The organism is Uliginosibacterium flavum (assembly GCF_040566545.1).
GTDB classification, from domain to species: Bacteria; Pseudomonadota; Gammaproteobacteria; order Burkholderiales; family Rhodocyclaceae; genus Uliginosibacterium; species Uliginosibacterium flavum.
In genome coordinates this window covers 1-26,587 of record NZ_JBEWZI010000033.1, presented here as the reverse complement: position 1 = coordinate 26,587, position 26,587 = coordinate 1, and the positions used below count along the sequence as shown (strand labels likewise).

24 protein-coding genes and 1 tRNA gene are annotated in these 26,587 nt (G+C 60.5%); 12 read left to right on the top strand and 13 right to left on the bottom strand.

What is annotated here, in order from left to right; all coding sequences use genetic code 11:
• The first annotated feature begins 335 nt into the window (after positions 1–335).
• From ABXR19_RS18965 to ABXR19_RS18955, 3 genes are all read left to right on the top strand, one after another.
• Positions 336–1,970 (top strand): electron transfer flavoprotein-ubiquinone oxidoreductase, encoded by a 1,635-nt coding sequence (locus ABXR19_RS18965; protein WP_354602729.1) that lies wholly within the window; start codon positions 336–338, stop codon positions 1,968–1,970.
• A 171-nt stretch (positions 1,971–2,141) separates the two neighbouring features.
• The gene (locus ABXR19_RS18960) at positions 2,142–2,531 is read left to right on the top strand and encodes a DUF6228 family protein (RefSeq protein ID WP_354602728.1); all 390 of its coding nucleotides are present in this window, start codon (positions 2,142–2,144) and stop codon (positions 2,529–2,531) included.
• 101 nt (positions 2,532–2,632) lie between these two features.
• Positions 2,633–3,052: a hypothetical protein gene (locus tag ABXR19_RS18955; protein WP_354602727.1), complete on the top strand. Its 420-nt coding sequence runs from the start codon at positions 2,633–2,635 to the stop codon at positions 3,050–3,052.
• Between the two features lie 752 nt (positions 3,053–3,804).
• On the opposite strand, the gene ABXR19_RS18950 is transcribed toward ABXR19_RS18955, so the two are convergent.
• On the bottom strand, positions 3,805–4,785 hold the full coding sequence (locus tag ABXR19_RS18950) for a tripartite tricarboxylate transporter substrate binding protein (protein ID WP_354602726.1): 981 nt from the start codon (positions 4,783–4,785) through the stop codon (positions 3,805–3,807).
• Positions 4,786–4,999: 214 nt separating this feature from the next.
• Between ABXR19_RS18950 and ABXR19_RS18945 the strand changes: the two genes are divergently transcribed.
• The gene (locus ABXR19_RS18945; protein ID WP_354602725.1) at positions 5,000–5,842 is read left to right on the top strand and encodes a class I SAM-dependent methyltransferase; all 843 of its coding nucleotides are present in this window, start codon (positions 5,000–5,002) and stop codon (positions 5,840–5,842) included.
• A gap of 210 nt (positions 5,843–6,052) precedes the next feature.
• Here the strand turns inward: ABXR19_RS18945 and cysE are convergent, their stop codons facing one another.
• The gene (gene cysE, locus ABXR19_RS18940) at positions 6,053–6,793 is read right to left on the bottom strand and encodes a serine O-acetyltransferase (RefSeq protein ID WP_354602724.1); all 741 of its coding nucleotides are present in this window, start codon (positions 6,791–6,793) and stop codon (positions 6,053–6,055) included.
• Positions 6,794–6,853: 60 nt separating this feature from the next.
• Positions 6,854–7,597, bottom strand: coding sequence for an RNA methyltransferase (locus ABXR19_RS18935; protein ID WP_354602723.1), 744 nt, complete (start codon positions 7,595–7,597; stop codon positions 6,854–6,856).
• A 67-nt stretch (positions 7,598–7,664) separates the two neighbouring features.
• Here ABXR19_RS18935 and ABXR19_RS18930 point away from each other — a divergent pair, with 67 nt between their 5' ends.
• Positions 7,665–8,465 carry an inositol monophosphatase family protein gene (locus tag ABXR19_RS18930; protein WP_354602722.1) on the top strand — a complete coding sequence of 267 codons (801 nt, stop codon included), beginning with the start codon at positions 7,665–7,667 and terminating at the stop codon, positions 8,463–8,465.
• Between the two features lie 95 nt (positions 8,466–8,560).
• On the opposite strand, the gene ABXR19_RS18925 is transcribed toward ABXR19_RS18930, so the two are convergent.
• The 8 genes from ABXR19_RS18925 to ABXR19_RS18890 all read right to left on the bottom strand — a co-directional run bounded on the left by ABXR19_RS18925 (position 8,561) and on the right by ABXR19_RS18890 (position 16,479).
• Positions 8,561–8,692, bottom strand: a complete 132-nt coding sequence (locus tag ABXR19_RS18925; protein ID WP_354602721.1) for a hypothetical protein — start codon at positions 8,690–8,692, stop codon at positions 8,561–8,563.
• Between the two features lie 228 nt (positions 8,693–8,920).
• Entirely contained in the window at positions 8,921–9,691 is a 771-nt protein-coding gene (locus ABXR19_RS18920) for a TatD family hydrolase (RefSeq protein WP_354602720.1), read from the bottom strand.
• A gap of 62 nt (positions 9,692–9,753) precedes the next feature.
• Positions 9,754–10,116 carry a PilZ domain-containing protein gene (locus ABXR19_RS18915; protein ID WP_354602719.1) on the bottom strand — a complete coding sequence of 121 codons (363 nt, stop codon included), beginning with the start codon at positions 10,114–10,116 and terminating at the stop codon, positions 9,754–9,756.
• 129 nt (positions 10,117–10,245) lie between these two features.
• Entirely contained in the window at positions 10,246–12,675 is a 2,430-nt protein-coding gene (gene lon / locus ABXR19_RS18910; RefSeq protein ID WP_354602718.1) for an endopeptidase La, read from the bottom strand.
• Between the two features lie 81 nt (positions 12,676–12,756).
• Positions 12,757–14,025, bottom strand: a complete 1,269-nt coding sequence (clpX, locus tag ABXR19_RS18905) for an ATP-dependent Clp protease ATP-binding subunit ClpX (protein WP_354602717.1) — start codon at positions 14,023–14,025, stop codon at positions 12,757–12,759.
• 29 nt (positions 14,026–14,054) lie between these two features.
• Positions 14,055–14,633 (bottom strand): ATP-dependent Clp endopeptidase proteolytic subunit ClpP, encoded by a 579-nt coding sequence (gene clpP, locus ABXR19_RS18900; RefSeq protein ID WP_354602730.1) that lies wholly within the window; start codon positions 14,631–14,633, stop codon positions 14,055–14,057.
• A 117-nt stretch (positions 14,634–14,750) separates the two neighbouring features.
• Positions 14,751–16,061: a trigger factor gene (gene tig, locus ABXR19_RS18895; protein ID WP_354602716.1), complete on the bottom strand. Its 1,311-nt coding sequence runs from the start codon at positions 16,059–16,061 to the stop codon at positions 14,751–14,753.
• A 333-nt stretch (positions 16,062–16,394) separates the two neighbouring features.
• Positions 16,395–16,479, bottom strand: a tRNA-Leu gene (locus ABXR19_RS18890).
• Between the two features lie 100 nt (positions 16,480–16,579).
• Here ABXR19_RS18890 and hpnC point away from each other — a divergent pair.
• The 7 genes from hpnC (at position 16,580) to ABXR19_RS18855 (ending at position 23,705) form a co-directional block, all read left to right on the top strand.
• The gene (gene hpnC, locus ABXR19_RS18885; RefSeq protein WP_354602715.1) at positions 16,580–17,398 is read left to right on the top strand and encodes a squalene synthase HpnC; all 819 of its coding nucleotides are present in this window, start codon (positions 16,580–16,582) and stop codon (positions 17,396–17,398) included.
• Positions 17,395–18,228: a presqualene diphosphate synthase HpnD gene (gene hpnD / locus ABXR19_RS18880; protein WP_354602714.1), complete on the top strand. Its 834-nt coding sequence runs from the start codon at positions 17,395–17,397 to the stop codon at positions 18,226–18,228. The genes hpnC and hpnD overlap by 4 nt, the downstream gene beginning before the upstream one ends.
• 13 nt (positions 18,229–18,241) lie before the next feature.
• Complete coding sequence (locus ABXR19_RS18875; protein WP_354602713.1) at positions 18,242–18,733, top strand: hypothetical protein; 492 nt, start codon at positions 18,242–18,244, stop codon at positions 18,731–18,733.
• The gene (gene hpnE, locus ABXR19_RS18870) at positions 18,730–20,040 is read left to right on the top strand and encodes a hydroxysqualene dehydroxylase HpnE (RefSeq protein WP_354602712.1); all 1,311 of its coding nucleotides are present in this window, start codon (positions 18,730–18,732) and stop codon (positions 20,038–20,040) included. The genes ABXR19_RS18875 and hpnE overlap by 4 nt, the downstream gene beginning before the upstream one ends.
• A 493-nt stretch (positions 20,041–20,533) precedes the next feature.
• On the top strand, positions 20,534–21,850 hold the full coding sequence (locus ABXR19_RS18865) for an enoyl ACP reductase FabMG family protein (RefSeq protein ID WP_354602711.1): 1,317 nt from the start codon (positions 20,534–20,536) through the stop codon (positions 21,848–21,850).
• 121 nt (positions 21,851–21,971) lie between these two features.
• Positions 21,972–22,970 carry a family 43 glycosylhydrolase gene (locus ABXR19_RS18860; RefSeq protein WP_354602710.1) on the top strand — a complete coding sequence of 333 codons (999 nt, stop codon included), beginning with the start codon at positions 21,972–21,974 and terminating at the stop codon, positions 22,968–22,970.
• A gap of 144 nt (positions 22,971–23,114) precedes the next feature.
• Positions 23,115–23,705 (top strand): lipocalin family protein, encoded by a 591-nt coding sequence (locus ABXR19_RS18855; protein ID WP_354602709.1) that lies wholly within the window; start codon positions 23,115–23,117, stop codon positions 23,703–23,705.
• 93 nt (positions 23,706–23,798) lie between these two features.
• On the opposite strand, the gene ABXR19_RS18850 is transcribed toward ABXR19_RS18855, so the two are convergent.
• A complete protein-coding gene (locus tag ABXR19_RS18850) occupies positions 23,799–25,433 on the bottom strand; it encodes a methyl-accepting chemotaxis protein (protein ID WP_354602708.1) in 1,635 nt (544 codons plus the stop codon).
• Positions 25,434–25,803: 370 nt separating this feature from the next.
• Positions 25,804–26,376 (bottom strand): WG repeat-containing protein, encoded by a 573-nt coding sequence (locus tag ABXR19_RS18845; protein WP_354602707.1) that lies wholly within the window; start codon positions 26,374–26,376, stop codon positions 25,804–25,806.
• Positions 26,377–26,587 lie beyond the last annotated feature (211 nt).

The window sequence follows — 26,587 nt, the reverse complement described above, 5'->3', positions numbered from 1 at the left end:
TTCAGCCTGCTCGGCTTCGGCGCCCACAAACTTGCGCCACTATTCGCCAAGCCACAATCCTGGCGCGTGCTGGATGCGCTGGTCGGCGTCGGCATGGGCGCGCTGGCTTTCAATCTGGTGCATTGATGACAACAAAGGCTGAGCAGCACCATCTGAAGAGCCGCACGGGAATTGCTTCTCCAAGCTTGGAGCGTGAAGACCAAGGCCAGTAGGCAGTCACCAGACAGGCTCATTGCACACCAAGGAAGGGCGGGCGATCACCGCAGATGATGCAACGCAGCGAAAGACTCGGCGCATCGGGCATAATTCAGCCTCATATCCCCTGAAAGCCCGCATTGCAACAGGAATCCATGTCTTTCGACCTGCTGATTGTCGGCGGCGGCCCGGCCGGGCTGGCGGCGGCGATCCGCGCCAAACAACAGGCGGCCGCTGCCGGGCGCGAAGTCAGCGTGTGCCTGATCGACAAGGGCGCGCAGATCGGCGCCCACATCCTCTCCGGCGCGGTGATCGATCCCTGCGCGCTGGATGCGCTGCTGCCAGACTGGAAAACCCGTGGCGCGCCGCTCACGACGCAGGTCACGGATGACCGTTTCCTCTTCCTCAGCGAAAACAAAGCCCGCAGCGTGCCGCACTGGCTGCGCCCGGCCTGTCTGGATAATCGCGGCCTTTACATGGGCAGTCTGGGCGAACTGTGCGCCTGGCTGGCGCGCGAAGCCGAAGCGCTGGGCGTGGAGATCTACGCCGGCTTTGCCGCCGCCGATCTGCTGTTTGACACACAAGGCGGCGTGGCCGGCGTCGTCACCGGCGAAATGGGCCGTCTGCGTGACGGCCACCCCGGGCCGAATTTCCAGCCCGGCATGCACTTGCTGGCCCAATACACACTGTTTGCCGAAGGCGCGCGCGGGCACCTGGGCAAACGTCTGGAGGCCGCCTTCGAGCTGCGTGCCAAGGCCGATGCACAGAGCTTCAGCCTCGGCCTCAAGGAACTCTGGCAAGTTCCCGCCGCGCAGCACCAGCCGGGCCTGTGCCTGCACACCGGCGGCTGGCCGCTGACCGATGCCGTCGGCGGTGGCTTCCTGTATCACTACGGCGACAATCTCGTCGCCGTCGGGCTGGTCATCAGCCTCGCCTACAAGAATCCCTGGCTCTCGCCCTTCGAAGAATTCCAGCGCCTCAAGACGCACCCCGCGCTACGCAGCCATCTGGCCGGTGGCACGCGTCTGGCCTACGGTGCGCGCGTCCTCGCCGACGGCGGCCTGCAAGCCCTGCCCGAACTCGTCTTCCCCGGCGGCGCACTGATCGGCGACGACGCGGGCTTCCTCGACCCGGCCCGGCTCAAAGGCATCCACGGCGCCATGCTCAGCGGCATGCTCGCCGCCGAAGCCGCCGTAAAAGCCCTCGCAGAGCCGCGCGGGACGGGCGTCTTGAAGGCATACCATGAAGAATGGCGCCAGTCGCGGCTCTACAAGCAGCTATCGCGCGCCCGCAATTTCAAGCCCTCCCTCAGCCAGGGGCCGAAGCTCGGCGCGCTGCTCGCCGGCATCGACCAGAAGCTGCTGCGCGGCCGCGCCCCGTGGACGCTGCACAAGCCCACCGACCACAATCAGCTCGACCCAGCCGACGAACACGCACCGATCGCCTACCCCAAACCCGACGGCCAGCTCAGCTTCGACCTGCCATCCTCGCTCTACCTGTCGAACACCCAACACAGCGAAGACCAGCCCTGCCACCTGCACCTGAAGGCGGCAAACCTCAGCGTCGATTTCAACCTGCCCACCTACGCCGCCCCCGAACAACGCTACTGCCCGGCCGGCGTGTACGAAATCATCGAAGAAGCCGGCACACCCCGCCTGCACATCAACGCCGCCAACTGCCTGCACTGCAAAGCCTGCGACATCAAAGACCCGACCCAGAACATCGAGTGGACGCCACCGCAGGGGGGTGAGGGGCCGGTTTATGGACGGATGTAGGTGATTGCCGGCATGTCATATAGATTGAGGCGGCAGCAAAATATCAACAAGCTGGGGCATCATGAATGACTGAAAAGCCGTTACCGGCGGGTATTTTCGGAAACATAAAACTTCTGATCATTCAGCGGGAGCCAACCAAACGGCTGCGAATTTATAGTTGAGGCTTACCAAATGACAGCACTAGAACTCAAGTCACCGCGAGACGGCTCCATCCTCACCTTTCGCGTCGTTACTCAATATGCACAAGAAGTCGAATTCGAAGTTTCCGTCCGTACGCCTTGGTTCACCGGAAGAGCACCTGCATCCACTTTCATGAACGGATCTCCAAGTACGATGTTCAAGGCCATGGCCCAAGAATGGCAAGGCTGGAAGGAGCCCAAGTCCTGGCAAGACCTAGAGAGACGCGTATCCCTGAGTAGCCTTACTGATTCAACTGGTCACGTTTCCATCACCGTCGAACTGATAGGCCAAGATTATGAAAGCAGGTTGTGCGTCGTTTTAGAATACGAAGCAGGTCAGTTAGAAGAAATGGCGTTAGCCACTGCTGAGTTGCTAGGCTAGCGAGCGTAGCCCCAAATCGTTCCCACGCCCTACATACACGCGAATACCGTCGACAACGCTCGGCGTCGATCAAATCATCAGACCAATAAGGGACATCAACCTTGTATCCATCTGCTATCAATCCAGACCTTGTCGGCACCTACTCCGCTTTAGCGAAGGCCGGGGGCGGGTATGTATGGGATGCCGTGCTCGAATACCGGGTTTGGTGTCACCCAGAACTTGATGCGGCCGATGAAACGGAAGGCGGCGACTACTATTGCGCCTTCGCGGATTACCCGGAAGCCCTCGAATTTTCACTGCGCACGGAAGGCGCAGAAGAACCCTTGGCGCTCATCCTGCAGAAGGAATACATCGACGAGCCTGAAGCGGAACAGTACGTCCACATCAAGGAAGAGCGTATTGCCGAATGGCATATTGAGTTTCTCAAGCGCCCGCAACGCACGGAAAGAACGATCCCTGATTTCCTGTCGCCGAACGCCCTGAGCAATCGTCTCGATATTTTGCGCGGGCTGGCGGGATAGCACACACTTTGATCCTCCCCAAATTCTACGTGTGGATGCAGCACACTCCTTCAAGCGGATATTGAGAAATGACCTTGAATCCGGCATCTAAATCCAACAGGCCCCGCCGCAAACGACTGATTATCACTATTGTCACGCTCGTATTCGCGGCAATGCTATTCACGATCCTTGACCATCCCGGCGGGGCCCCTGTCACAGAAATAGAAGGGGTAATTCAATTGTTCAGGAGCCCTCACCTCGCAACCGTTCGCCTCGACACAGACAACCTTGTTCAGGCAAAGCTTGCACGTGATAGCACAGCGCAAGTGGGGGACATTGCGCACATCCACGTTTTCCATAGCGCCATTACCAGAAAACGCAGCTACGAAATTTATCGGACGAACAAGCCTCTGCAATAAGACAGGTAGGGGGCGCAAATTCTTTTCTTTGCGAACGCGGAACAAGCCGCAGCCATCCGGCGATGGCCAATCGGTGGGTTTTCGCTGCGCTCCGAACCCACCCTACAAAACCCTGCCTGAAGAACCTCACCGGACAGCTCTGTGCAGACACCCTCTCTGCACAAGCAAGCCCCGAGCGGCTTGGCGGGCACCTCACGAAAAACCTGATCGTTCCGACGTTCTACGTGGGAACGTTGCCGGTGACGCTCTGCGTTGCGCCGAAGGGACGCGGGAGCGTCCAAACCTGCGCGTCCACCCGGAGCGTGGGTGCGATCACTCCTCACTCCTCACTCCTCACTCTTCACTCAAAACAACTCACTTCCGCTTGCGCAGCTTCAACTCGGCCAGCACATCGCCCCAATGCCGATGCTCGTCGGTCATGAATTTGCGCAGATCATCGCCAGCCAGAGTGCCCGCGCCGAAACCGTGCATATCCAGAAATGCCTGGAATTCGGGCGACGCAGCGACTTTCACGACAGCCTCGGTCAGACGCGTCCTTACCTCGGGCGCCAGGTCTGGCGGTGCCAGCACGGCGCGCCAGGTGCCGCCCTGCACGAGCTTGCCATTGGCTTCGCGCACAGTCGGCACATCCGGGAAGTTTGCCTGACGCTCGCGTGCGAATACGGCCAGCGGCCGGACTTTGCGTTGGCGGTAAAACACATTGCCTTCGCGCAGCGAGTCCGGACACACATCGACCAGGCCTTTGCCAAGCGCCCGAAACCCCGGCACCGCACCTTCGCTGGGCACAATACGCAGGGCGTCAGCGCGCAAGCCGTTGGCTTTCAAAAGATCAAACATCGCAATGTGGTAGGCGCCACCCTCGGCCATGCCGCTGATGCTGTAGGTGCCGGGCGGGGTTTTGCGGATCGCGGCGAGGGCCTCGTTCAGCGTGCGCCAGGGGCTCTTCGCATCCACCCAGAAGGCCGCCGGGCTCTGCTCGATGCGGGCAATCGAGGTGAAGCTTTCGTAGGAGTAATTGGTCTCGCCGCCCCAATAGGCGTTGATGAAATCGGGCGTCACCAGCCCGAGGGTGTAGCCGTCCGGCTCGGCGAAAGCGACCTGTGAATGGGCAAAAATGCCGTTCGCGCCGTCGATGTTCATGACCGAGACCGGCACGCCCAGCTCTTTCTCCAGCCCGCTGGCCATCTGCCTTGCGATCAGATCCGAGCCGCTGCCCATGACCCAACCGACGACCAGCGTGATCGGCCGCTCCGGCCAGGCCGCGCGCACAGGCAGCGGCACGGCCAAGAGGCACAGCATCAGGCAAGTCACGACAGGGGCAAGCAGGCGTTTCATGATCTCCATCCGATGGAAGTCGGGGCTACATCTGCTGTAACGGCAGGACGGGCTGAAAACCTTTAATCCAAGGGCCCGTGGAAACAATCAAACACAATTCCCCCGCCGTTCCCGCGAAGCCTTGTCGGCAAACGGCGAGCAAAACAGCGCTTTCACCCGCCTGCCGTGCCAGAATGCGGCCCTTCACGCCTGCCCTCTCTGCCCTGAACGCCTCATGACTCAAAAGACCCACGACATCCGCCCCGGCCAATCCATCGAGCTGCTCAAGGAACTGCACATCCTGACGCGCGATGGCCAGATGAATCAGGACAGCCGGCGCAAGCTGAAGCAGGTGTATCACCTGTTCCAGTTCATCGAGCCGCTGCTGAAGGATGCGCTGGCGGCCGGGCCGCAGCTGAATCTGGTGGATCACGGCGCGGGCAAGTCCTATCTGGGCTTCATCCTGTATGACCTGTTCTTCAAGGAGCAGGCGAAGCAGGGCAGGATCTGGGGCATCGAAACGCGCGACGAGCTGGTGACGCGTTCGCGCGAGCTGGCACAGCGGCTGGGCTTTGGCGGCATGGAATTCCTGAACCTGTCGGTGGCGGACTCGATCACATCCCCCGCCCTGCCCGCGCAGATCGACATCGTGACCGCCCTGCACGCCTGCAACACGGCGACCGACGACGCGATCCGCTTCGCACTGGCCAAACAGGCCCGCCACATCGTGCTGGTGCCCTGCTGTCAGGCCGAAGTCGCGGCCGTGCTGCGCAAGAACAAGGGCAAGGCACTGGGCAAATCTTCGCTGACCGAGCTGTGGCGCCACCCGATCCACACCCGCGAATTCGGCAGCCAGATCACCAATGTGTTGCGTTGTCTGCAACTGGAGGCGCACGGCTACCAGCTCAACGTGACCGAGCTGGTCGGCTGGGAGCATTCGATGAAAAACGAGCTGATCATCGCCAGCTACAAGGATCTGCCGCGCCGTCGCCCGGCCGAGCGGCTCAACGAGCTGCTGGAACATGTCGGGCTGGAGGAGATGGCGGAACGGTTTTTTGTACCTGAACTCAAAGCTTGAGTGTTTTTAACCAACGGCAGCGATCAGGGGGAAACTCTCCGCGTTTTGCCGTAGGAGCTAGCGAAGCTGGCGATTTGCGCCCCAATTCACGTCCGGATCGCCAGCTGCGCTAGCTCCTACAAAAACATCACTACCTCAAGAGCCGCACCCAGTTTGACTGAGCAGGCAGACCATCCGCAGACCCAATCCACGCGCGGCTCTACAAGCAGCTCAATCCACAATCTTGTTCAGGTACTCGCAATCCAGCGGCGTCTTGGCGTGGGTATCGCCTTCCACACACAAGCCAGCGTCCTTGAGCTGGGTGGTCAGCGCATCGAGGCGTTTGTCCTGCTCGGCCACATGATTGAGCAGCGCGTGCAAGGTCTTGGCGATCGGGTCGTCGGCATTGCGCGTCACGCCATAGGCCGAGAAATCCGACTTGTCGCTGCGCTCATCCTTGGGCTCCAGCACATGCGCCGGATTGCCCACGGCCGTGGCGCCCGCCGGTACCGGCTTGACCACCACCGCGTTGGAGCCGACCTTGGCGCCTGCACCGACGGTGAAACCGCCCAGCACCTTGGCCCCCGCGCCGATGACCACGCCGGCTTCCAGCGTCGGATGACGCTTCACGCCGCGATACAACGAGGTGCCACCCAAGGTCACGCCCTGATAGATGGTGCAGTCGTCGCCCACTTCCGCCGTCTCGCCGATCACCACGCCGATGCCGTGATCGATGAACACGCGCCGGCCGAACTTGGCGCCGGGGTGAATTTCGATGCCGGTAAGCCAGCGTGAAAAATAGGAGATGAAGCGCGCCAGCAAGAGAAATTTCGAACGCCAGCAACGATTCGCCAGGCGATGCAGGATCAGCGCATGTACGCCGGGATAGCACAGCAGCACCTCAAACTTGCTGCGGGCGGCGGGGTCGCGCTGAAGGACGCTGGCAATGTCTTCTCGGAGGTGGGCGAACATGATGACTCTTCGTGGAGGGATTACGACAATGAACTGATTCTAAATGGTCTAAGGCAAGTTCTAGTCCCGCTTGTGGAATTTCTCGGGGAACTGGAAGCTGCTCAGCATGCCACGCAGGATATTGACCTCGTCGCGCTCCAGACGGATGCGCCCGAACATGCGGCGCAGGCGCGGCATCAGGCGCTTGGGATTATCCGGGTTGAAAAACCCGCTGGCGGTCATCGTGCTCTGGAAGTGGCCGATCATCTGCTCCACCTCATCCACCGTGGCCAGATCGCCAAAACTCGCCGGCGCCTCGCCCAGATCCTGCGTGGCGATGCGCAGCTCGTAACACATCAGCTGCACCGCCGCGCCCAGATTCAGCGAGCTGTACTCGGGGTTGGCCGGAATCATCACCGGCAGCTGGCACATGGCCAGTTCTTCGTTCGACAGGCCGTAGGTCTCGTTGCCGAAGACCAGCGCCACGTCGCCCTGCTGCGCCGCCTCGGCCAGTGTCGTCGCGGCCTGGCGCGCCCACTGCATCGGCAAGGCCAATTCGCGACGGCGCGCGGTGAAGGCGGCAGCCATGGTTACGCCGGTCAGCGCCTCGGTCAGCGAGCTGCAGACGACGGCGTTGGCCAGCACATCGGTGGCGCCAGAGGCGCGTGTTTCGGCCTCGGGATCGGGGAAACTGCGTGGATTGACCAGATAAAGCCGGCTCAATCCCATGGTTTTCAGCGCCCGTGCCACCGCGCCAATATTGCCCGGATGACTGGGATGTGACAAAACCACACGAAATCGGTTCAAGGAGAGGGCTTCAGCCATATATAATGCGCGGTTTCCTGTGGTACTCGTTGCATCTTGCGAGCCGCCTTCACGAGACCCGACGCTCATGCATCCAATTCTGAATATCGCCGTCAAGGCCGCTCGCCGCGCCGGCACCATCATCAACCGTGCTTCGACGGATCTGGACAAGCTGGAAGTCCAGACCAAACAGCCGAATGACTTCGTGACCGAAGTTGATCGCGCCGCCGAAGCCGCCATCATCGAAGTGATCCGCGACGCCTATCCGGAGCACGCGATTCTAGCAGAGGAGTCGGGTGACACCGGCGGTGAGAGCGAGTTCCAGTGGATCATCGACCCGCTGGATGGCACGACCAACTACATCCACGGCTTCCCGCAGTATTCCGTGTCCATCGCTCTGGCCGAGCGCGGCATCGTGCAGCAGGCCGTGGTTTATGACCCGACGCGCAACGATCTGTTCACCGCCAGCCGTGGCCGTGGCGCCTTCCTGAATGATCGCCGCATCCGCGTCAGCAAGCGTGTCCGACTCAACGACACCCTGATCGGCACCGGTTTTCCGTTCAAGAACATGGCGCACGTCGACGCCTATCTGGCGATGTTCAAGGATCTGGCCGGCAAGACCGCCGGACTGCGCCGCCCAGGCTCTGCCGCACTGGATCTGGCCTACGTCGCTTGCGGGCGCACCGATGGTTTCTTCGAAATCGGCCTGGCGCCGTGGGACATGGCGGCCGGCGTGCTGCTCGTGACCGAAGCCGGTGGCCTCGCCAGCGATTTCGGCGGTGAAGGCGATTACCTGAAGACCGGCAATCTGGTCTGCGGCACGCCAAAGATCTTCACCCAGCTGCTGCAAGTGGTGCAATCGCACCGCACGGACGCGCTGCAAGCCTGATCTTCGGGCTGTGCCGGAATAAAAAAGCGACCTGCGGGTCGCTTTTTTCACATCACTCCGGGAGCAAGCAGAAATTCCATAAAATCAACAAACGGCTACTTGGTCAGTACAAAAGCAACGCTGACTATCAAAACAACGAGCCACCAGCGCTTTAGCAGCCACTTGGGCAAAGACAAACCCTCGTTGCCCTTCGCCGCAAACTCGGCCAGATAATCCGCTTCGTACATGATGCCTCCCGCACAAGATTGATGGGGTGCTGCCCTGCAGCAAGGGTAGGCCACATACAAACCATGATCAAGCCGTGGTTATACGGCGCCAGAAAACCAACCAACTCATGCGTGTGAAGAGCCGCACGCAGTCTGCCTCTACAAGCACATCTGCCTGTAAGCCAGGCTGAGCGTGGATCTTGGGGCATACATCTCTAACAGCCACACCCCATGCGGCTCTCCGAGCCCTCAAGCCAGCGCATGGCGAAACAGCCGAAAGAAATTCGCCGTCGTTGCCGCAGCCACTTCCTCGACACTGATGCCGCGCAGGCGCGCAACTTCGACCGCCACATGTGGCACGTAGGATGGCTCGTTGAGCTTGCCGCGATATGGCACGGGCGCCAGATAGGGCGAGTCGGTTTCGATCAGGATATGCTCCAGCGGAATGGCGGCGGCGACTTCCTTGAGCTGGTTGGCGCTCTTGAAGGTCACGATGCCGGAGAAGGAAATGTAGAAGCCCTGCTCGATGGCGGCCTGCGCCACCTCCAGCGTCTCGGTGAAGCAGTGCATCACGCCACCGACTTCGCCGGCATTCTCTTCACGCATCAGGCGCAGCACGTCGGCGGCGGAATCACGGGTGTGAATCACCAGCGGCTTGCCACATTCGCGCGCGGCACGGATGTGCGTGCGAAATCGTTCACGCTGCCATTCCGGCTGATCCTTGTGCCAGTAATAATCCAGCCCGGTTTCGCCGATGGCGATCACCTTGGGGTGCGCCGCCAGCTCAAGAAGCCGCGCCACATCGGGGTCTTCGCCTTCGGAATGCTCGGGATGCACACCGACGGAAGCGAACACGTTGGCGTGCGATTCGGCCAGCGCGAGCACGCGCGGGAAGTTTTCCAGGCTCACACCGATGCACACGGCGTGGCTGACCTGCGCGGCGGCCATGCGCTCGAACAGGACTTCACCCTGCGCGGCCAAGTCTTCGAAGTCAATGTGGCAGTGTGAATCGACAAACATGATATTTACCTGCTGAAACGAAAACCGGGCTTACGCCCGGTCTGAATTAAACGATCTACAGCTTACAAGGTATGTGTAGGCCGGCTGGAGCCGAGCGCCCCGCCGAGCACCTGCTCAATCTTGACCTTGACGACGTTGCCGCCTTCATCCGGGGCGAACTGCACGCCCACGCCCTGCGTCTTGCTGTTCTGCGCATTGGCAGGTGTTACCCAGGCAACTTTGCCCTTCACCGCCAGACGCGCCGGATCATCCATCAATTGCAGCAGCATGAACACTTCGTCGCCGGGCAAGTAATTGCGGTTGGTCGGGATGAATAACCCGCCGCCCGTAATAAAGGGCATGTAAGCCGCATACAAGGCCGACTTGGAATTGATATTCAGCGAGAGAACACCGGCACGCACCGCCGCCTGTTGTTTGGGTTCCATGCACTTTCCAGTGAATTAAAGCGTCAGGGAGGAATGCTAAAGCCTGGGGCCGTCGCACACCAGACACTTATACCCGAATGTCACCAAAACGGGAGCAGACGGCACAATGGCCAGCGCTCCCGTCTTGATTTAGTGCTTGATCAAACCATTACTCGCGGCGTCATCCGCATCGGCATCCACCGGCAAGGGCACTGCCACCACCGGCTCGCTGACTTCAGGCAAGGGCACTGGCGCACGCTCAAGCGCGAGTTCCAGTACCTGATCGAACCACTTGACCGGAATGATCTCGATGCGATCCTTCAGGTCCGGCGGCATATCGACCAGATCCTTGACGTTTTCCTGCGGAATCAAGGCCGTACGGATGCCGCCGCGCACGGCTGCGAGCAGCTTTTCCTTGAGGCCGCCAATCGGCAGTACTTCGCCGCGCAAGGTGATCTCGCCGGTCATCGCCACATCGGCGCGCACCGGGATATTAGCCAGCACGGACACCAGCGCCGTAGCGATGCCGATACCCGCAGACGGACCATCCTTGGGCGTCGCACCTTCAGGCAAGTGAATATGGATATCGTTCTTGCCGTGGAAATCCTCGGCAATCCCGAGCTGGCGAGCGCGCTTGCGCACGACCGACAGCGCGGCCTGAATCGACTCCTGCATCACATCGCCGAGCTTTCCGGTGGTGATGATCTTGCCCTTGCCGGGCAGCACCACCGCCTCGATGGTCAGCAATTCGCCGCCGACTTCGGTCCAGGCCAGACCGGTCACCTGACCGACCTGATTGTCCTTTTCAGCCATGCCGAAGGAATAACGACGCACGCCCAGATACTTGTCGAGATTCTTGGCGTTAACGATCACCTTCGTCTCGCGCTTCTTGAGTACCAGCGCCTTCACGACCTTGCGGCAGATGCGTGAGATTTCACGCTCCAACGACCGCACGCCCGCTTCACGCGAGTAGTAACGGATGATGTCGCGCACGGCATCTTCCGTCACCGTCAGCTCGTTGGGCTTCACGCCGTTGTTCTTCATCTGCTTGGGCAGCAGATAACGCAAGGCGATGTGGATCTTTTCGTCTTCCGTGTAACCCGACAGGCGAATGATTTCCATCCGGTCGAGCAGCGCAGCAGGAATATTGAACGAATTGGCCGTCGCTACGAACATCACTTCCGACAGGTCGTATTCCACCTCGATATAGTGGTCGACGAAAGTCGAGTTCTGTTCGGGATCGAGCACTTCCAGCAAGGCCGACGACGGATCGCCACGGAAATCCGCGCCCATCTTGTCGACTTCGTCGAGCAGGAAGAGCGGATTGCGCACGCCGACCTTGGTCATGTTCTGCAGGATCTTGCCCGGCATGGAACCGATGTAGGTACGACGGTGGCCGCGAATCTCGGCCTCATCGCGCACGCCACCCAGCGACATGCGCACGAACTTGCGGTTCGTGGCCTTCGCGATCGACTGACCGAGCGAGGTCTTGCCCACACCTGGAGGCCCGACCAGACAAAGGATCGGTGCCTTCAGCTTGTCGACACGCTGTTGCACTGCCAGATATTCAAGGATGCGTTCCTTGACCTTGTCGAGGCCGAAGTGGTCCGTATCCAGGACCTTTTGCGCGTCAGCCAGATCCTTGCTGATGCGTGATTTCTTCTTCCAGGGCAGGCCGGTGAGCGTTTCGATGAAGTTGCGCACCACCGTAGCTTCGGCCGACATGGGCGACATCAGCTTGAGCTTCTTCAGCTCAGACTGTGCCTTGGCCAGGGCTTCCTTGGACAAGCCACCGGCTTTGATCTTCTTTTCCAGCTCTTCGAGGTCTGCGCCCTCTTCGCCTTCGCCGAGTTCCTTCTGAATCGCCTTGACCTGCTCGTTCAGGTAGTACTCGCGCTGACTCTTCTCCATCTGGCGCTTGACGCGGCCACGGATGCGCTTTTCCACCTGCAGGATGTCGAGTTCGGTTTCGAGCTGGGCAAGCAAGCGTTCCAGACGCTCGCCCACATTGCACAATTCCAGCACGGCCTGCTTCTGCTCAAGCTTGAGCGGCAGGTGCGCAGCAATCGTATCGGCCAGGCGACCGGCTTCTTCGATGCCGGCCAGCGAGGTCAGGATCTCGGGCGGAATCTTCTTGTTCAGTTTCACGTACTGATCGAACTGACTGATGATCGCGCGACGCATCGCTTCGACTTCGTGTGTGCCGCCTTCATCACCGCTGATCGGCGTGACCTGTGCCACGAACTGGGTCTTCAGATCGGCTACGCTATCGACGCGAGCACGCTGCGTGCCTTCAACCAGCACCTTGACCGTGCCATCGGGCAGCTTGAGCATCTGCAGGATGTTCGCAACGCAACCGATGTCGTAAAGATCATCCGACGAAGGCTCGTCCTTGGCAGCGGACTTCTGCGCCACCAGCAGGATGCTCTTGCCGGCTTCCATTGCCGACTCAAGCGCCTTGATGGATTTGGGGCGACCGACGAAAAGCGGGATCACCATATGCGGAAAAACCACCACGTCGCGCAGGGGCAGCAGCGGCAGTTCAATGCTCTCGGGGGGGAGTTCAGGCTTGTTTGACATATCGTTTCCTAATGAGCGCACCCATTCTACGTGGGGGCTGGCACGGAGGATTCAAGCCTGCGAAGGCAAGAATCCCCGTACTCAGTTGGAGCCTGCTACCTTTGGCTGGTCTGCATAGATCAGCAAGGGCTGGGCGCCGGAATCGATGGTGTTCTCATCGATGACGACCTTGCTCACATTCTCCATGCTTGGCAGCTCGTACATGATGTCGAGCAACACTTGTTCCAGAATCGAGCGCAGCCCGCGCGCACCGGCCTTGCGCTTGATTGCACGTTTGGCAATCGCCTGCAAGGCAGCCGGACGCACTTCCAGTTCCACGCCCTCCATCGAGAAGAGCTTGGCGTACTGCTTGATCAGGGCGTTTTTCGGCTCGATCAGAATCTGGATCAGTGCGGCTTCGTCGAGTTCCTGCAGCGTGGCGACCACCGGCAGACGGCCGATGAATTCGGGGATCAGACCAAACTTGATCAGATCTTCCGGCTCGCACTGACGCAGGGTTTCCGAAACACGTGCATCCTCACGGCTGCGCACCACGGCACCGAAACCGATACCGACGGTTTCAGTGCGGTTGCGGATGACTTTTTCCAGACCATCGAAAGCGCCGCCACACACAAACAGGATGTTCGACGTATCGACCTGTACGAAATCCTGATTCGGATGCTTGCGCCCGCCTTGCGGCGGCACCGAAGCGACCGTGCCTTCGATCAGCTTGAGCAGCGCCTGCTGCACGCCTTCGCCGGACACATCGCGGGTGATCGATGGATTGTCGGATTTGCGTGAAATCTTGTCGATTTCGTCGATATAGACAATGCCCTGCTGAGCCCGCTCGACGTCGTAGTCGCACTTCTGCAGCAGCTTCTGGATGATGTTTTCGACGTCTTCGCCCACATAACCGGCTTCGGTCAGGGTCGTCGCGTCGGCCATCACGAAGGGCACGTTCAACAGGCGCGCCAGGGTCTGGGCGAGCAGCGTCTTGCCGGAACCGGTCGGCCCGATCAGCAGGATGTTGCTCTTGGCCAGCTCCACATCGTCAGCCGTGCGCGATTGATGGCGCAGGCGTTTGTAGTGGTTGTACACGGCCACGGCCAGAATACGCTTGGCCGGCTTCTGACCGATCACGTACTGGTCGAGAATTTCGGCAATTTCCTTGGGCGAAGGCAGATCGCCCTTGTCCAGGCGTGCTGCGGCGTCGCCGCCGATTTCATCGCGGATGATGTCATTGCACAGGTCAATGCACTCATCGCAGATGAATACGGAGGGCCCTGCGATCAGCTTGCGTACTTCGTGCTGACTCTTGCCGCAGAACGAACAGTAGAGCAGCTTCTCGCTGCCAGACTTTTTGTCCGTCATTTTCAGCCTTCCTTAAGTAAATGAATCTATCAGAGCGCGTCAGCGCGGCTGTTCAATACCTTGTCGACCAAGCCATAAGCTTGTGCTTCGTCGGCCGACATGAAATTGTCGCGGTCCGTATCCTTCTCGATCCGCTCCACCGACTGGCCGGTATGCGTGGCCAGCATCTGATTCAGTTTGGCACGCAATGCCAGAATTTCACGGGCGTGAATCTCGATATCCGAGGCCTGCCCCTGATAGCCACCCAGCGGCTGGTGAATCATGATCCGCGAATTCGGCAGACTGAAGCGCTTGCCCTTCTCGCCTGCAGCCAGCAGGAAGGCGCCCATGCTGGCGGCTTGACCGATGCACAGGGTGCTCACGTTCGGCTTGATGAACTGCATGGTGTCGTAAATCGACATACCCGCCGTCACCGAACCGCCCGGCGAATTGATGTAGAAATAGATATCCTTGTCCGGATTCTCGGACTCCAGGAACAAGAGCTGCGCCACGATCAGGTTGGCCGTCATGTCATTGACCGGGCCGACCAGAAACACCACACGCTCCTTCAACAGGCGCGAGTAGATATCGTAGGAGCGCTCACCGCGACCGCTTTGTTCCACCACCATCGGCACCAAACCGAGGCCGACCGGATCCCAATCAGACTGCTGCGTGTTTGAGAATTTCAAAGCGCTCTCTCCATCATCATCAAAAAACGGTGCCGGCACACACCGGCACCACCATCATCAAGCCTGCTGACCTTGCTCCATCAGCTCTTCAAAAGTAAAGCTCTTGTCGCTGACCTTCGCCTGAGCCAAGACCCATTCGACCACATTGTCTTCAACCACAGCATCCTGGATGCCGCGCAGGTTTTCAGGCTTCGAGTAATACCAGCGCACCACTTCAGCCGGATGCTCGTAAGTCTGAGCCAGATCATCCACACGCGCACGCACCTGATCGGGCTTGGCTTGCAGGCTGTTCTTGCCAACGATCTCGGCAACAATCAGGCCCAGCTTCACGCGCGAGGCAGCTTGCTCGGCAAACCAGGCCTTCTCGACCGGCACATTCTTCACATCTACGCCGCGCTGAACCAGATCCTGCTTGGCCGATTCGACCATGCGCTCGGATTCACCATCCACCAGCACCTTCGGCACTTCAAAACCACTCAGCTTCGACAGAGCTTCCAGCGCCTGATCGCGCACGCGGGCACGGATACGACGGCTCACTTCACGCTCCAGATTTGCCTGGATTTCGCCACGCATCTTGACCAGATCACCATCCACCACACCCAGCGCCTGAGCGAAAGTAGCATCCACTGCCGGCAGGATCGGGGCTTCAACGCCCTTCAGGGTGATTTCGAACTGGACGGTTTCGCCGGCCAGATTCTTGGCGTGATACTCAGCCGGGAAAGTCAGGTCGAAAGTCTTGCTCTCTCCCACCGACAAACCACGCAATGCCGCGTCAAAATCCGGCAGCATCTGGCCGCCACCCACCACTACCGAGAAGTCAGTTGCCTGACCGCCTTCAAAAATCTCGCCATCCTTGCGGCCGGTGAAATCGATCACCACGCGATCGCCTTCAGCAGATGCGCGCTCGGCTTTTTCGTAGCTCGTGCGTTGCTTGCGCAACACTTCAATCGTGCGCTCCACTTCAGCATCGCCAATCGTCAGCGCCGGACGCTCGATCTCGGCGGCCGACAGATCGCCAATCACCACTTCCGGGAAAACTTCAAACGTCGCCACGAAATCCATCGTGCCTTCAGCCGAACCGGCCTTCGGCTCAATGTTCGGATAACCAGCAACACGCAAATTCTGTTCCTGCACAGCCGTGTTGAACGCCTTTTCAACAGCGTCGCCCATCACTTCATTACGGATCTGCGGACCGTAGGATTGCTCGACCATCTTGCTCGGCACCTTGCCGGGACGGAAACCCGCCATTTTCACGGTGCGGCCCATGTTCTTCAGGCGTGCGGCAACCTGCGTTTCCACCTCGGCCAGCGAGACAGACAGATCGATGCGGCGCTCAAGCGCGCCAAGCGTCACTTCATTCGTTTGCATACGGAATTTCCTTGGATCAGAACGGAGGGGCCGCACCGCTGAAGGGAGCCCCGGCTAGAAAACTAACAAACCGGCGATGCTACCACAAACCACCCCCACCCCCGAGGGCCGGCCGCGTGCTTGCGTCAAACCCGACAAAGCTGACTCGAACATGAAGCAAATCGCCCACAATTCAAGTCCACGCGCTCAGGGAAAGATGAAAATACCTGTCTGGAGAGCCGCGCCTGAGTTAAGGCTTGAGCAGACATGCCTGCACAGCCGCGCCCAGCCTTGTTGCGCAAAGGGGTGTACTGAAGAGGCAATCTACAAGCGGCTCTACAGCCGATGCTTTGATGGTGCCCAGGAAGGGACTCGAACCCCCACGTATTGCTACGCCAGAACCTAAATCTGGTGCGTCTACCAATTTCGCCACCTGGGCTTTCCGTGTGCCAGCCGAGCGGCCAGCGGAAAGAGGCGCGGATTATATAGCAGACTGGCTGCCAACGCCCGCCCACGCGCAGCTATACTCGCTGCCCTGTATGCCAGTCGATCACTACGAAAACTTCCCTGTCGCCTCTGTCCTGCTGCCGCGCCGCCTGCGCGAGCCGGTCGAGGCCATCTACGCCTTTGCGCGCAGCGCCGACGACATCGCCGATGAAGGCGATGCGACGAACGAAGAACGCCTCGCTGGCCTGGCGGCCTATCAGCGCGAACTCGATGTAATTGCAGCCGGCGGCACGCCAACGGAAGCCATGTTCGCCCGCCTGGCGCGCAATGTGCGCGAGTGGCAGCTGCCGATCCAGCTCTTGCGTGACCTGCTGGATGCCTTTGCGCAGGACGTGGTGAAGAAACGCTACGCCGACTTTCCCGATGTGCTCGATTACTGCCGCCGCTCGGCTGACCCGGTAGGGCGATTGCTGCTGCATCTATATGGAGAGACGAGCGCAGACAATCTGCGCCGCTCGGATCTGATCTGCTCGGCCCTGCAGATCATCAATTTCTGGCAGGACGTGGGCGTGGACTGGCGCAAGGATCGCGTCTACCTGCCGCAGGACAGCCTCGCGCGCTTCGGTGTCAGCGAAGCGCAAATCGCCGCTGGCACCGTCGATACTGCGTTCCGAGCGCTGATGCAATATGAAGTGCAACGTGCGCGCAGCATGATGCGCGACGGCGCCCCGCTCGCCACCGCCCTGCCCGGCCGCGTCGGCTGGGAACTGCGTCTGGTGGTGCAAGGCGGTCTGCGCATTCTGGAGCGCATCGAAGCGGTCGATTACGATGTGTTCCGGCAGCGCCCGGAGCTGGGCAAGCTTGATTGGTTGCTGCTCGTGCTGCGAGCGATAAGGATGAAAAAACAATGAGCCCCGACGAATACTGCGAACAGAAAGCCGCCGCCAGCGGTTCCAGCTTCTATTACAGCTTCCGCTTTCTCACGCCGGATCGCCGCCGCGCGATCACCGCGCTCTACGCCTTCTGCCGCGAAGTCGATGATGTGGTCGACGAGACCAGCGATCCGCAGGTCGCCGCGCAGCAACTCGACTGGTGGCGTGGCGAAACCGTCGCCATCTACAACGGCACGCCCGAACACCCGGTCGGCAAGGCGCTGATGCAGGTCGTCAAGGATTTCCGGATGCCACAGGAACAGCTGCTGGAAATCATCGACGGCATGCAGATGGATCTGGAGCAGGCGCGCTACGCCGACTTCAAGGCCCTGAACCTGTACTGCTACCGCGTTGCCAGCGTGGTCGGGCTGCTCGCCGCCGAGATCTTCGGCTACACCGACCGCCAGACCCTGAAATACGCGCACGATCTGGGCATCGCCTTCCAGCTCACCAACATCATCCGCGACGTCGGCGAAGACGCCCGCCGTGGCCGCATCTACCTGCCGATGGATGAACTGGAGCGCTTCAACGTACCGGCCAAAGACATTCTGGAAGCCCGCAGCAGCGAGAACTTCCAGCGCCTGATGGCTTTCCAGATCGAGCGTGCGCAGAAATACTACGATCAGGCCCTGGCCCAACTTCCCGCCGTGGATCGCAAGAGCCAGCGCGCCGGCCTGATCATGGCCGCGATCTACCGCCAGACCCTGCGCGAAGTCGAAGCCGACGGTTGCCGCGTGCTGACCCACCGCATCTCGCTGACGCCGCTGCGCAAGCTGTGGCTGGCGGTGAAGGCGTGGGTGAAGAACTGAGAAGGGGATTGCTTTGGATTGGTTATCTCTGCTAGTTGGTCTAGCGCTAGGAGTTTTTGGCAACCTGCTGACGCCTTCCGTGCGATCTGCACTACTGCAATCGTGGTCCCTAACAAAACAAGGAACCAATAAGCTCGGCACAAAAGGACTTCGTCTCAGGCTGGATCAGCTCGAAATTGAGTACCAAAAAATTTCTGCACTACGAGATAACCATGCAGAACTCATAGCCACGGTCATGCGAAGTTGCATGTCGGCAATAATGGCGACTTGGATAGCTTTTGTTGGTTATTTCGTTATCCAAATAGTGCAGCTGACGGGCACGGAAGTACCCAAATACTGGTATTTCGGAATTGGTGGAATTATTGGGTTCGGCACCAGATTGTTAGTAAGCGGTTTCGTTGCTTGGACAGAAGTCGACAAAGTCCGAAACTTCGAAGGCTTCAAGAAAGACAATCTCGCCTCACAAGAAAAAATTAAAGAGCTTCTAGGCAACCTCACCCTATGACCCCCCGCGTCGCCATCATCGGTGCCGGCTATGCCGGCCTCTCCGCCGCCGTCGAACTGACCCGAGCGGGCGTGGACGTCACGGTCTTCGAGTCCTCGCGCGTCATGGGCGGCCGTGCCCGGGTGGTGGAGAAGGATGGTTACCGGCTGGACAACGGCCAGCACATCCTGCTTGGTGCTTACACCGAGACGCTGAAGCTGCTGCGCTTCCTCAAGGTCAATCCGAAGCGCCTGCTCGCCCTGCCTTTCGTGCTGCATGTACCCGGGCGCCTGACCTTACGGGCGGCGAATCTGCCGGCGCCTTTTCATCTGGCGCTGGGCCTGCTGCGCAGCAAGGAACTGAGCTGGGCGGATCGTTTTGCCGCGCTGCGTCTGATCAATTTCCTGAAGAAATGCGACTGGAAGCTGAACGAGGATTACCCGGTCAGCGAGCTGCTGGATCGCACGCGCCAGACGCCGATCCTGCGCGAGCTGATGTGGAATCAACTCTGCGTCGCGGCGCTGAACACGCCACCGCACGAAGCCTCGGCGCAGATTTTCGCCAACGTGCTGCGCGATTCGGTTGGCGCCTCGGCCTCGGCCTCCGAAATGCTGATTCCGCGCATCGACCTGACCGAACTGCTGCCGGTGCAGGCCGGCGTGTATCTGGGCCGCAATGGCACGGCGCTCAACACGGCCTGCCCGATCAAGCGCATCTACGCGGAAAACGGGCGTTTCTGTCTGGAAGGCGATCCCGGCGAGGGCTCGCATTTCAGCCACGTGATCGTCGCCACCGCCCCCTATCACGCCAGCGCCCTGCTTGAAGACTTCAGCGAGCTGACCTATCTGCGCGGGCAGATCGACGCCCTGCCGCACGAGCCGATCACCACCGTGTATCTGGCCTATGACGAGGACGTGACGCTGCCCGAACCAATGATCCAGATCAGCGGATCGATCGTGCAATGGCTGTTCGACAAGGGCCAGAGCACCGGCGAAAAAGGTTTGCTGGCCGGCGTGATCTCCGCCAGCGGCCCGCACACCGAACTGTCGCGCGAGGAGCTGGCGCTGCAAACGCATCAGGCCGTGGAGGCACTCTTCCCACGGATCAAGGCGCCGCGCTGGTCGCAGGTGATTACCGAAAAACGCGCGACCTTCGCCTGCCGCCCCGGCGTGATCCGCCCGCTAGGCATCACCCCGGTGAAGAACCTGCTGCTGGCCGGCGACTATGTGGATTCGCCCTATCCGGCGACCATCGAAGCCGCCGTGCGCTCCGGCCTGAACGCGGCGCGGCATGTGCTGCGGACGGCCGCTTCCGAGCAGACAGGCTGAAGAGCCGCTCGCAGATTGATTCTTCAGCCTGCCTGCAGCAGGAACCAAGCTGGGCGGGCTTCTTCAGGGCTCGTCCCCTAGTCCGACATGCAGCGCATGCGAAAACCAAAGACCGCGCCCGAATGGCTCCTTCCCCCTCGCAGGGGGAAGGCGGGATGGGGGTTGTCTCGCTCAACAAGGCCAAGTCTTGATCTACCGTTTTTACCCCCTCCCTCGCCCTCCCTCTTAAAGAGGGAGGGAATGTTCAGGCCTACCGATTTCAGCGCAAGGGAGATTTGCCCTTCGACACAGGATCTACGAACACCCCCGTCGCGATATCCGCGCCCCCGGCGGCGCTACGGCCTGCCACATCCTTCATGGCAAGCCCCGAATCCGGGCAAAAACCCTTCCGCTCGTACGATTACCCGGATCAAAGCCGTCAGCAAGCACTGAATTGACGCCACAGTGGGTTAAAATCCGCGGCTAACTTTTAGTCCAACACGAGGCTCGCACCGTGAACGCACCGATTCCACTCAGAAACATTCCGCAGACCAACATCTTCCGCAAGGGCGACGTATTTGTCCTCTTCGGCGAACTGTTCGGCCGTGGCTACGCCAACGGTCTGGTGAACGAAGCCCGTAAAGCCGGCCTGACGATTGTCGGCATGACCGTTGGCCGCCGTGAAGCCGATGGCAGCCTGCGTCCGCTGAACGAGGAAGAGCTGGCCACCGCTGAAGAGAATCTGGGTGGCAAGATCATCAATGTGCCGATGATGGCCGGTTTCGACATGGATTCGCCGGCCGGCACGCCGACCCCGACCGCGCTGGTCAATGAGATGAGTCTCAAGACCTGGCAGGAAGACAAGCTGGACTGGGCGCACATCGAAGCCTGTCGCACGCTTGGCGTGGCACGTTTCAAGGCAGCCGTGGCGGACGCCATGAGCCAGCTCGACGGCATGATCGCCGATGGCGCGAATGTGTTCTTCGCCCACACCATGGCCGGCGGTCTGGTCAAGGCCAAGGTTTTCCTGGCGATTGCCAACCGCATCTACAAGGGTCGTGGCGATCGTTTCATGTCCTCGCGCGCACTGATGGACAGCGATCTGGGCAAGCTCAATCTGATGAATTTCGATGAAGTCACGGCCAACACTTTTGGCTACCTCATCGAAGGTAGCGCCGCGATCCGCGCCCGTCTCGAAAAGACCGGCGGCCAGGCGCGCTACACGGCCTACGGCTACCACGGCACCGAGATCCTGATCGACGGCCGCTACCAGTGGCAGACCTACACCAATTACACCCAGGGTCACGCCAAGATGCGCCTGGAAGACGTCGCCAAAGCCGCCTGGGGAAAAGGCATCAAGGCCACGGTCTTCAACTGCCCGGAAATCCGCACCAATTCCTCGGACATCTTCGTCGGTGTCGAACTGTCGATCTTCCCGCTGCTGACCTCGCTGCAGCAGGAAAACGGCGGTGACTGGGCCAAGGCTCAACTGGTCGAAGCCGCCTCGCGTCTGACCGAAGATGGCGCGCTCGACTCGCTGCTGAAGCAGATCGACGACTACAACGACTCCGCCACCATGGCCGGCTTCCGTAACTTCCCGGCCTGGCCGATGGACAACAGCGCCGAACTGGCGGATCTGATGATCGGCACCTCCGAACACATCACCGCCATGCACAAGGATCGCAACAGCCTGATCACCGATCAGCTCAGCGCCCTAGTCATCGAAGGTACCGGCCCGCTGATGTTCCGCGAAGCCTCGGCCCCCGCCGGCCCGGTGCTGTGGCTGAACCATGACGTGATCGCCAAACAGCTGAATCTGCTGCATAACTGAGCGGCGTTTGCTCAGGAGAAAGGGTGGCCTTCGCGCCACCCTTTTTTCGTCTTTACGTACGCAAATCATCGCAGACAATTCACAACACGATCGTTTAGCCGACAGTGCGGAGCAAAAGCGCATGAATAGCCATCCTGCAGAGCCTGAATCCCGCCCCAAACATGGAGGCCGTTTTGCTGCCAGGCTGGTCTGCTGCTTTACGCTGCTACTGACCCTGCACGGCGCCCTTGGTGCAACGATCACCAACCCCCTCATGCCCGGCGCCGACCCGCACGCCATCAGCATCGGCCAGAGCGTCTGGATCTATCCCACCTGGAGCAAAGGCGCCGCCCCGCAATTCTTCGCCTTCGCCTCGGAAGACCTGCAACACTGGCAGCGCCACGGCCCGGTGCTGGATTTCGCGGATGTCAGCTGGATCAAGGACGATGGTCAGGCGCAGCACTTTCCCTGGGCGCCAGCCATTATCGAGCGCCAAGGTGTTTTCTACTTCTATTACTCTGTTGGCCCGCAGCGCCAGACCCCGGCCCGGATCGGTGTCGCACGTGGCGACACCCCCGCCGGGCCATTCCGTGATTCAGGCAAGCCACTGCTGACGGGCGAGAAGGGTTTCGAAGCCATCGACCCGATGGTTTTCCTCGACCCGCAATCCGGCAAATATCTGCTTTATGCCGGCGGCAGCGCAGGCGCAGGGCTGAAGGTCTTCGAGCTTAATGATGACTTGATCTCCATCGCCCGCGAGATAAAAACCGGGCGTCCGCCGAAATTCACCGAAGGCGCTTTCATGCATTACGCCGAAGGCATTTACCACCTGACCTATAGCCACGGGCGCTGGCGCGAAGCCAGCTATTCCGTGCACTACGCCACCGCGCTGACGCCTACCGGCCCGTGGACCTATCGCGGCGCACTGCTGGAAAGTGACAACAAACACAAAGGCCCCGGCCACCATTCCATCATTCAGGACCCGGCCAACGGACAATGGCTGATCGTCTATCACCGCTGGAACGGAACAAGCGGCGATGGCCCTTACAAGGGAATGCGACGCGTCGCCATCGAGCGCATCGAATACGGCGCGGATGGGGCTATCCTGCCGATCAGGATGAGTGACGCGTGGACGCGTTAGGCCGCAAAACAAATCGGCACTCAGAAACCGGACAGCCTGAAGAGGCACGGCCAGCAAGGCTCTTCAGGCAGGCACAGTGCCAACTCAGGCGGGAAGCGCCTGTACAGGCATCCATCGCACCGACAAGCCCTCAAGGGGAAATACATGAAGACACGCCTGATTCGCCGCGCTTTCTGCCTGAGCGCCCTCTGCCTCTGCACACTCAGCGCACGGGCCAGCGGCCCGGCAACCGACAAGACAGACGCCGGCACCGACCTGAACACCATCGCCACGCTGGATGTGCCGCGCTACATGGGCAGCTGGTACGAAATCGCCAAGTTTCCCAACTGGTTCCAGCGCAAATGCAGCAGCGACACCCGGGCCGACTACAGCCTCCAGCCTGAGGGAAAACTGCAGGTTACCAACCGCTGCAAGCAAGCCAACGGCGAGATCAGTGAAGTGATCGGCGCCGCCCGCCAAGTCGGCCCAGCCAACTCGCCCAAGCTGAAGGTCCGCTTCGCCCCCGCCTGGCTGTCCTTCATCCCGGCCGTCTGGGGCAATTACTGGATCATCGACCTCGATGCCGATTACCAGCTCGCCGCCATCAGCGAGCCGTCCAGGCAATATCTGTGGGTGCTCTCCAGAACGCCGCAAGTCAATCAGCAAGCCTATGCAGCCCTGCTCGAACGCTTGAACAAACAGGGCTTTGATGTGCGCAAGCTGGAAACCACCCCGCAGGGCGGCGCGCAAAACTGAGTAGCACATACCCGAAGAGCCGCGTGTAGCGGTCCTCTGCGGGCAGGTATCGTGCAGAGCCAATCAGGGCAAGGCTTAGCGGGCACCCTGCCCTCACACCTTGTACTGCGCAACCGCCTTGCGCATGCGCTCGACGCTGCTCTGCAAAATATGCGAACTCGCTTCGGTATCGCGAGCTACGCCCAGATTCTCTTCGGTCAGGCGCGAAAGCTGTTCGACGCTGCCAGCCATCATCGTCATTGCGCTGCTTTGCTCGGACGATGAGTGCGAGATTTCGGAGACCATCTGCGCGGTGGTATCCATCTGCTGGTTGATGGCCAGCAAGGCGTCATGGGCATCGTGCACCAGGGCCACGCTGGTGCCGACCTGCTCGGCGCTCTGGCGCATGCCATCGACGGCGCTGACCGTATCGGCCTTGATGTGCACGATCATCTGGTCGATCTCCTGCGTCGCCTTGGCGGTGCGCTCCGCCAGCTTGCGCACCTCGTCAGCAACCACTGCAAAGCCCCGCCCCTGCTCGCCAGCGCGCGCAGCTTCGATAGCCGCGTTAAGAGCGAGCAGATTGGTCTGATCCGCGATTTCCTTGATCACCCCCGCCACCTTGCCGATCTCCTCGGTGCGCGTGCCCAATTGCTCGACGGTTTCGGCAGAGCGGGCTACCGTCGTCGACAAGGTCCTGATCGTCGCAGAAGCGCGCTCCGACAGCTCCGCCCCGGCCTGCGCCTGCTGCCCTGCCCGCGACGCCACCGTTTGCGTGCTCGCCGCATGCTGGGCCACCTCGGAGATTGACACCGTCATTTCCTCCACGCCAGCGGCCGCAGACGAAGTGCTGGCGCTTTGCACGGAAGCCGCGGAAACCAGCGACTCGACCGACTGATTGAGGCCGCTGGTGGTTTCCGCCACTTCACGGGTGGTGTCGCCAATGATCTGCAGCGTGGCGCGCATAGCCGACACCAGGGTATCGATGCGCCCGGCAATTTCGCCGATCAGATCGTTGTAGCTGGGCGTCAGCGTGGCGCTCAGGTCACCCGCGACGAGCGCCTTCTCAAGAAAATTGCGAACGTTCGCAAGGCGCTTGAACGCCCGTGGCAGATACCAGAAGAGCATGTACAACGCAGCGAGTAGCAGCGCGATCAAACTAACTTCATGCACGACTTCCAGCCAGTTCCAGTCGGCCACTTTAGTAGCAAGACCGCAGAGTCCGCTGAAGGCCGCCAGCAGAACAAACATCACCAGCCGCGTCTGGAAGGCCAGCAGGGTATCGACCAGAGAAGAATGGTTTCGCAGCACGCGTCCGTCCTGAATCCGGATCGACTTGTCGCCCTCGCGCACCCGCTGATAAGCCTTTTCCGCCCCAACGATCTGCGCCCGCGACGGCGGCGTGCGCACCGACTGATAGCCGACGACCTGCCCGTTTTCGCGCACCGGCGAAGCATTCGCCACGACCCAGTAAAAATCCCCGTTCTTGCGCCGGTTCTTGACCAAGCCTTTCCACGGGCGCCCCGCCTTGAGGTTTTGCCACATATCGGCAAACGCCTCGACCGGCATGTCCGGGTGACGAATCATGTTATGCGGCTGCCCGAGCATCTCGCCGGGCGCATACCCACTGATATCGGCAAAGGCCTGATTGACCTCGGTGATGCCGCCTTTGAGGTCGGTGCGCGAATAGATGAACACGCCTTCCGGGATGATGCTTTCACGTTGAGTGACGGGTTGATTGTTGCGCATGCATGCCTCTTCTGTACATCATTCTGACGTGGTTACGTCGGAATAAACCTTCCGGCCAGAATACCTATCGGCACCTCAACCTAGCTCTTTAGTATTAATAGGCGGAATCTCTGAAAAGAGATAATCAGGATGCACCGCCTGCGGCGGAATGCTGAGGACTGAGGACTGAGTGCTGAGTGACCGGCTTGCAAAGCCGCGCCCGGCAAGCCTCTTCGGGCAGGCATGCTGCACAGGCAATCAGGGCGCCAGGGAGCGGACGCCCTGTGTAGGGCCCACTTCAGTCGGCCAGCCACGCGTGGCGTGCGACTGAAGGCTCTCCTGAGCTTGTCGAAGGGCCGCACCTACGTTTCAAACTGAAATCGGGCGGAATCTAATGGGGCCCAAGGGGAGTCAGCGGAATGGCCGACGGCACAGGCTGCGGCTTGAGCGGCACGACCTCCCGCCCGCGCCGGTCAATCACGCCCCATTCACCGCCAAGCATGCTCCAGTGTCCGTCCGCATCCGGCGCGCTGCGCACACAGCCCCGGCACACGTCCGCACGGCCCTTGTCGAAGGGACTACCCCAGTCGTAGCGCGGCGCAATCACCTGACGAAAATTCCGGTCATACCAGGCCATGCCGCCCGGCTGCTGCGAACGCGTCAGGCCTTCCTCGAAATAGTCCGGGCCGTTGTCGAAAGTCACTACCGGCAACATCCGCCCATCGCGGCGCAGGTAATACCACTGCCCCTCGATAGCCAGCCCCGCCAAACCCCAACGATCAAAAGCCAGGCGCCGCATCTCTTTCGGCGCCACCCGCAATCGCCCGCCCTCGCGCCAGGCACACTGCTCGCGCGACCTCAAGCCTTCGCCCTTCTCGTCCGCCCAGCAACTGAGCCAGTCACGCGCCAGCGCGGGGGTGGTGAAGAACAGGCAGAGGAGGATGGGGAGGGCAGTTTTGAGCATGGAGTGATTCCGGGCTTGATCAAAAATCGAAGCGGGGCATGTTCAATTCGTAGGGTGCGCACTGCGCACCATTACCAAGCGTTCTTGCTCCGCACGAACCGGTCAAAGGGCTCTGTGCGGGCATGAGTGCAGGTTCCGCGTGCGCGATGCGCATACATGGACGCCCCCGTTTGCAAAGCCAATCTTTTCATTGATGACGACTCACGGAGTC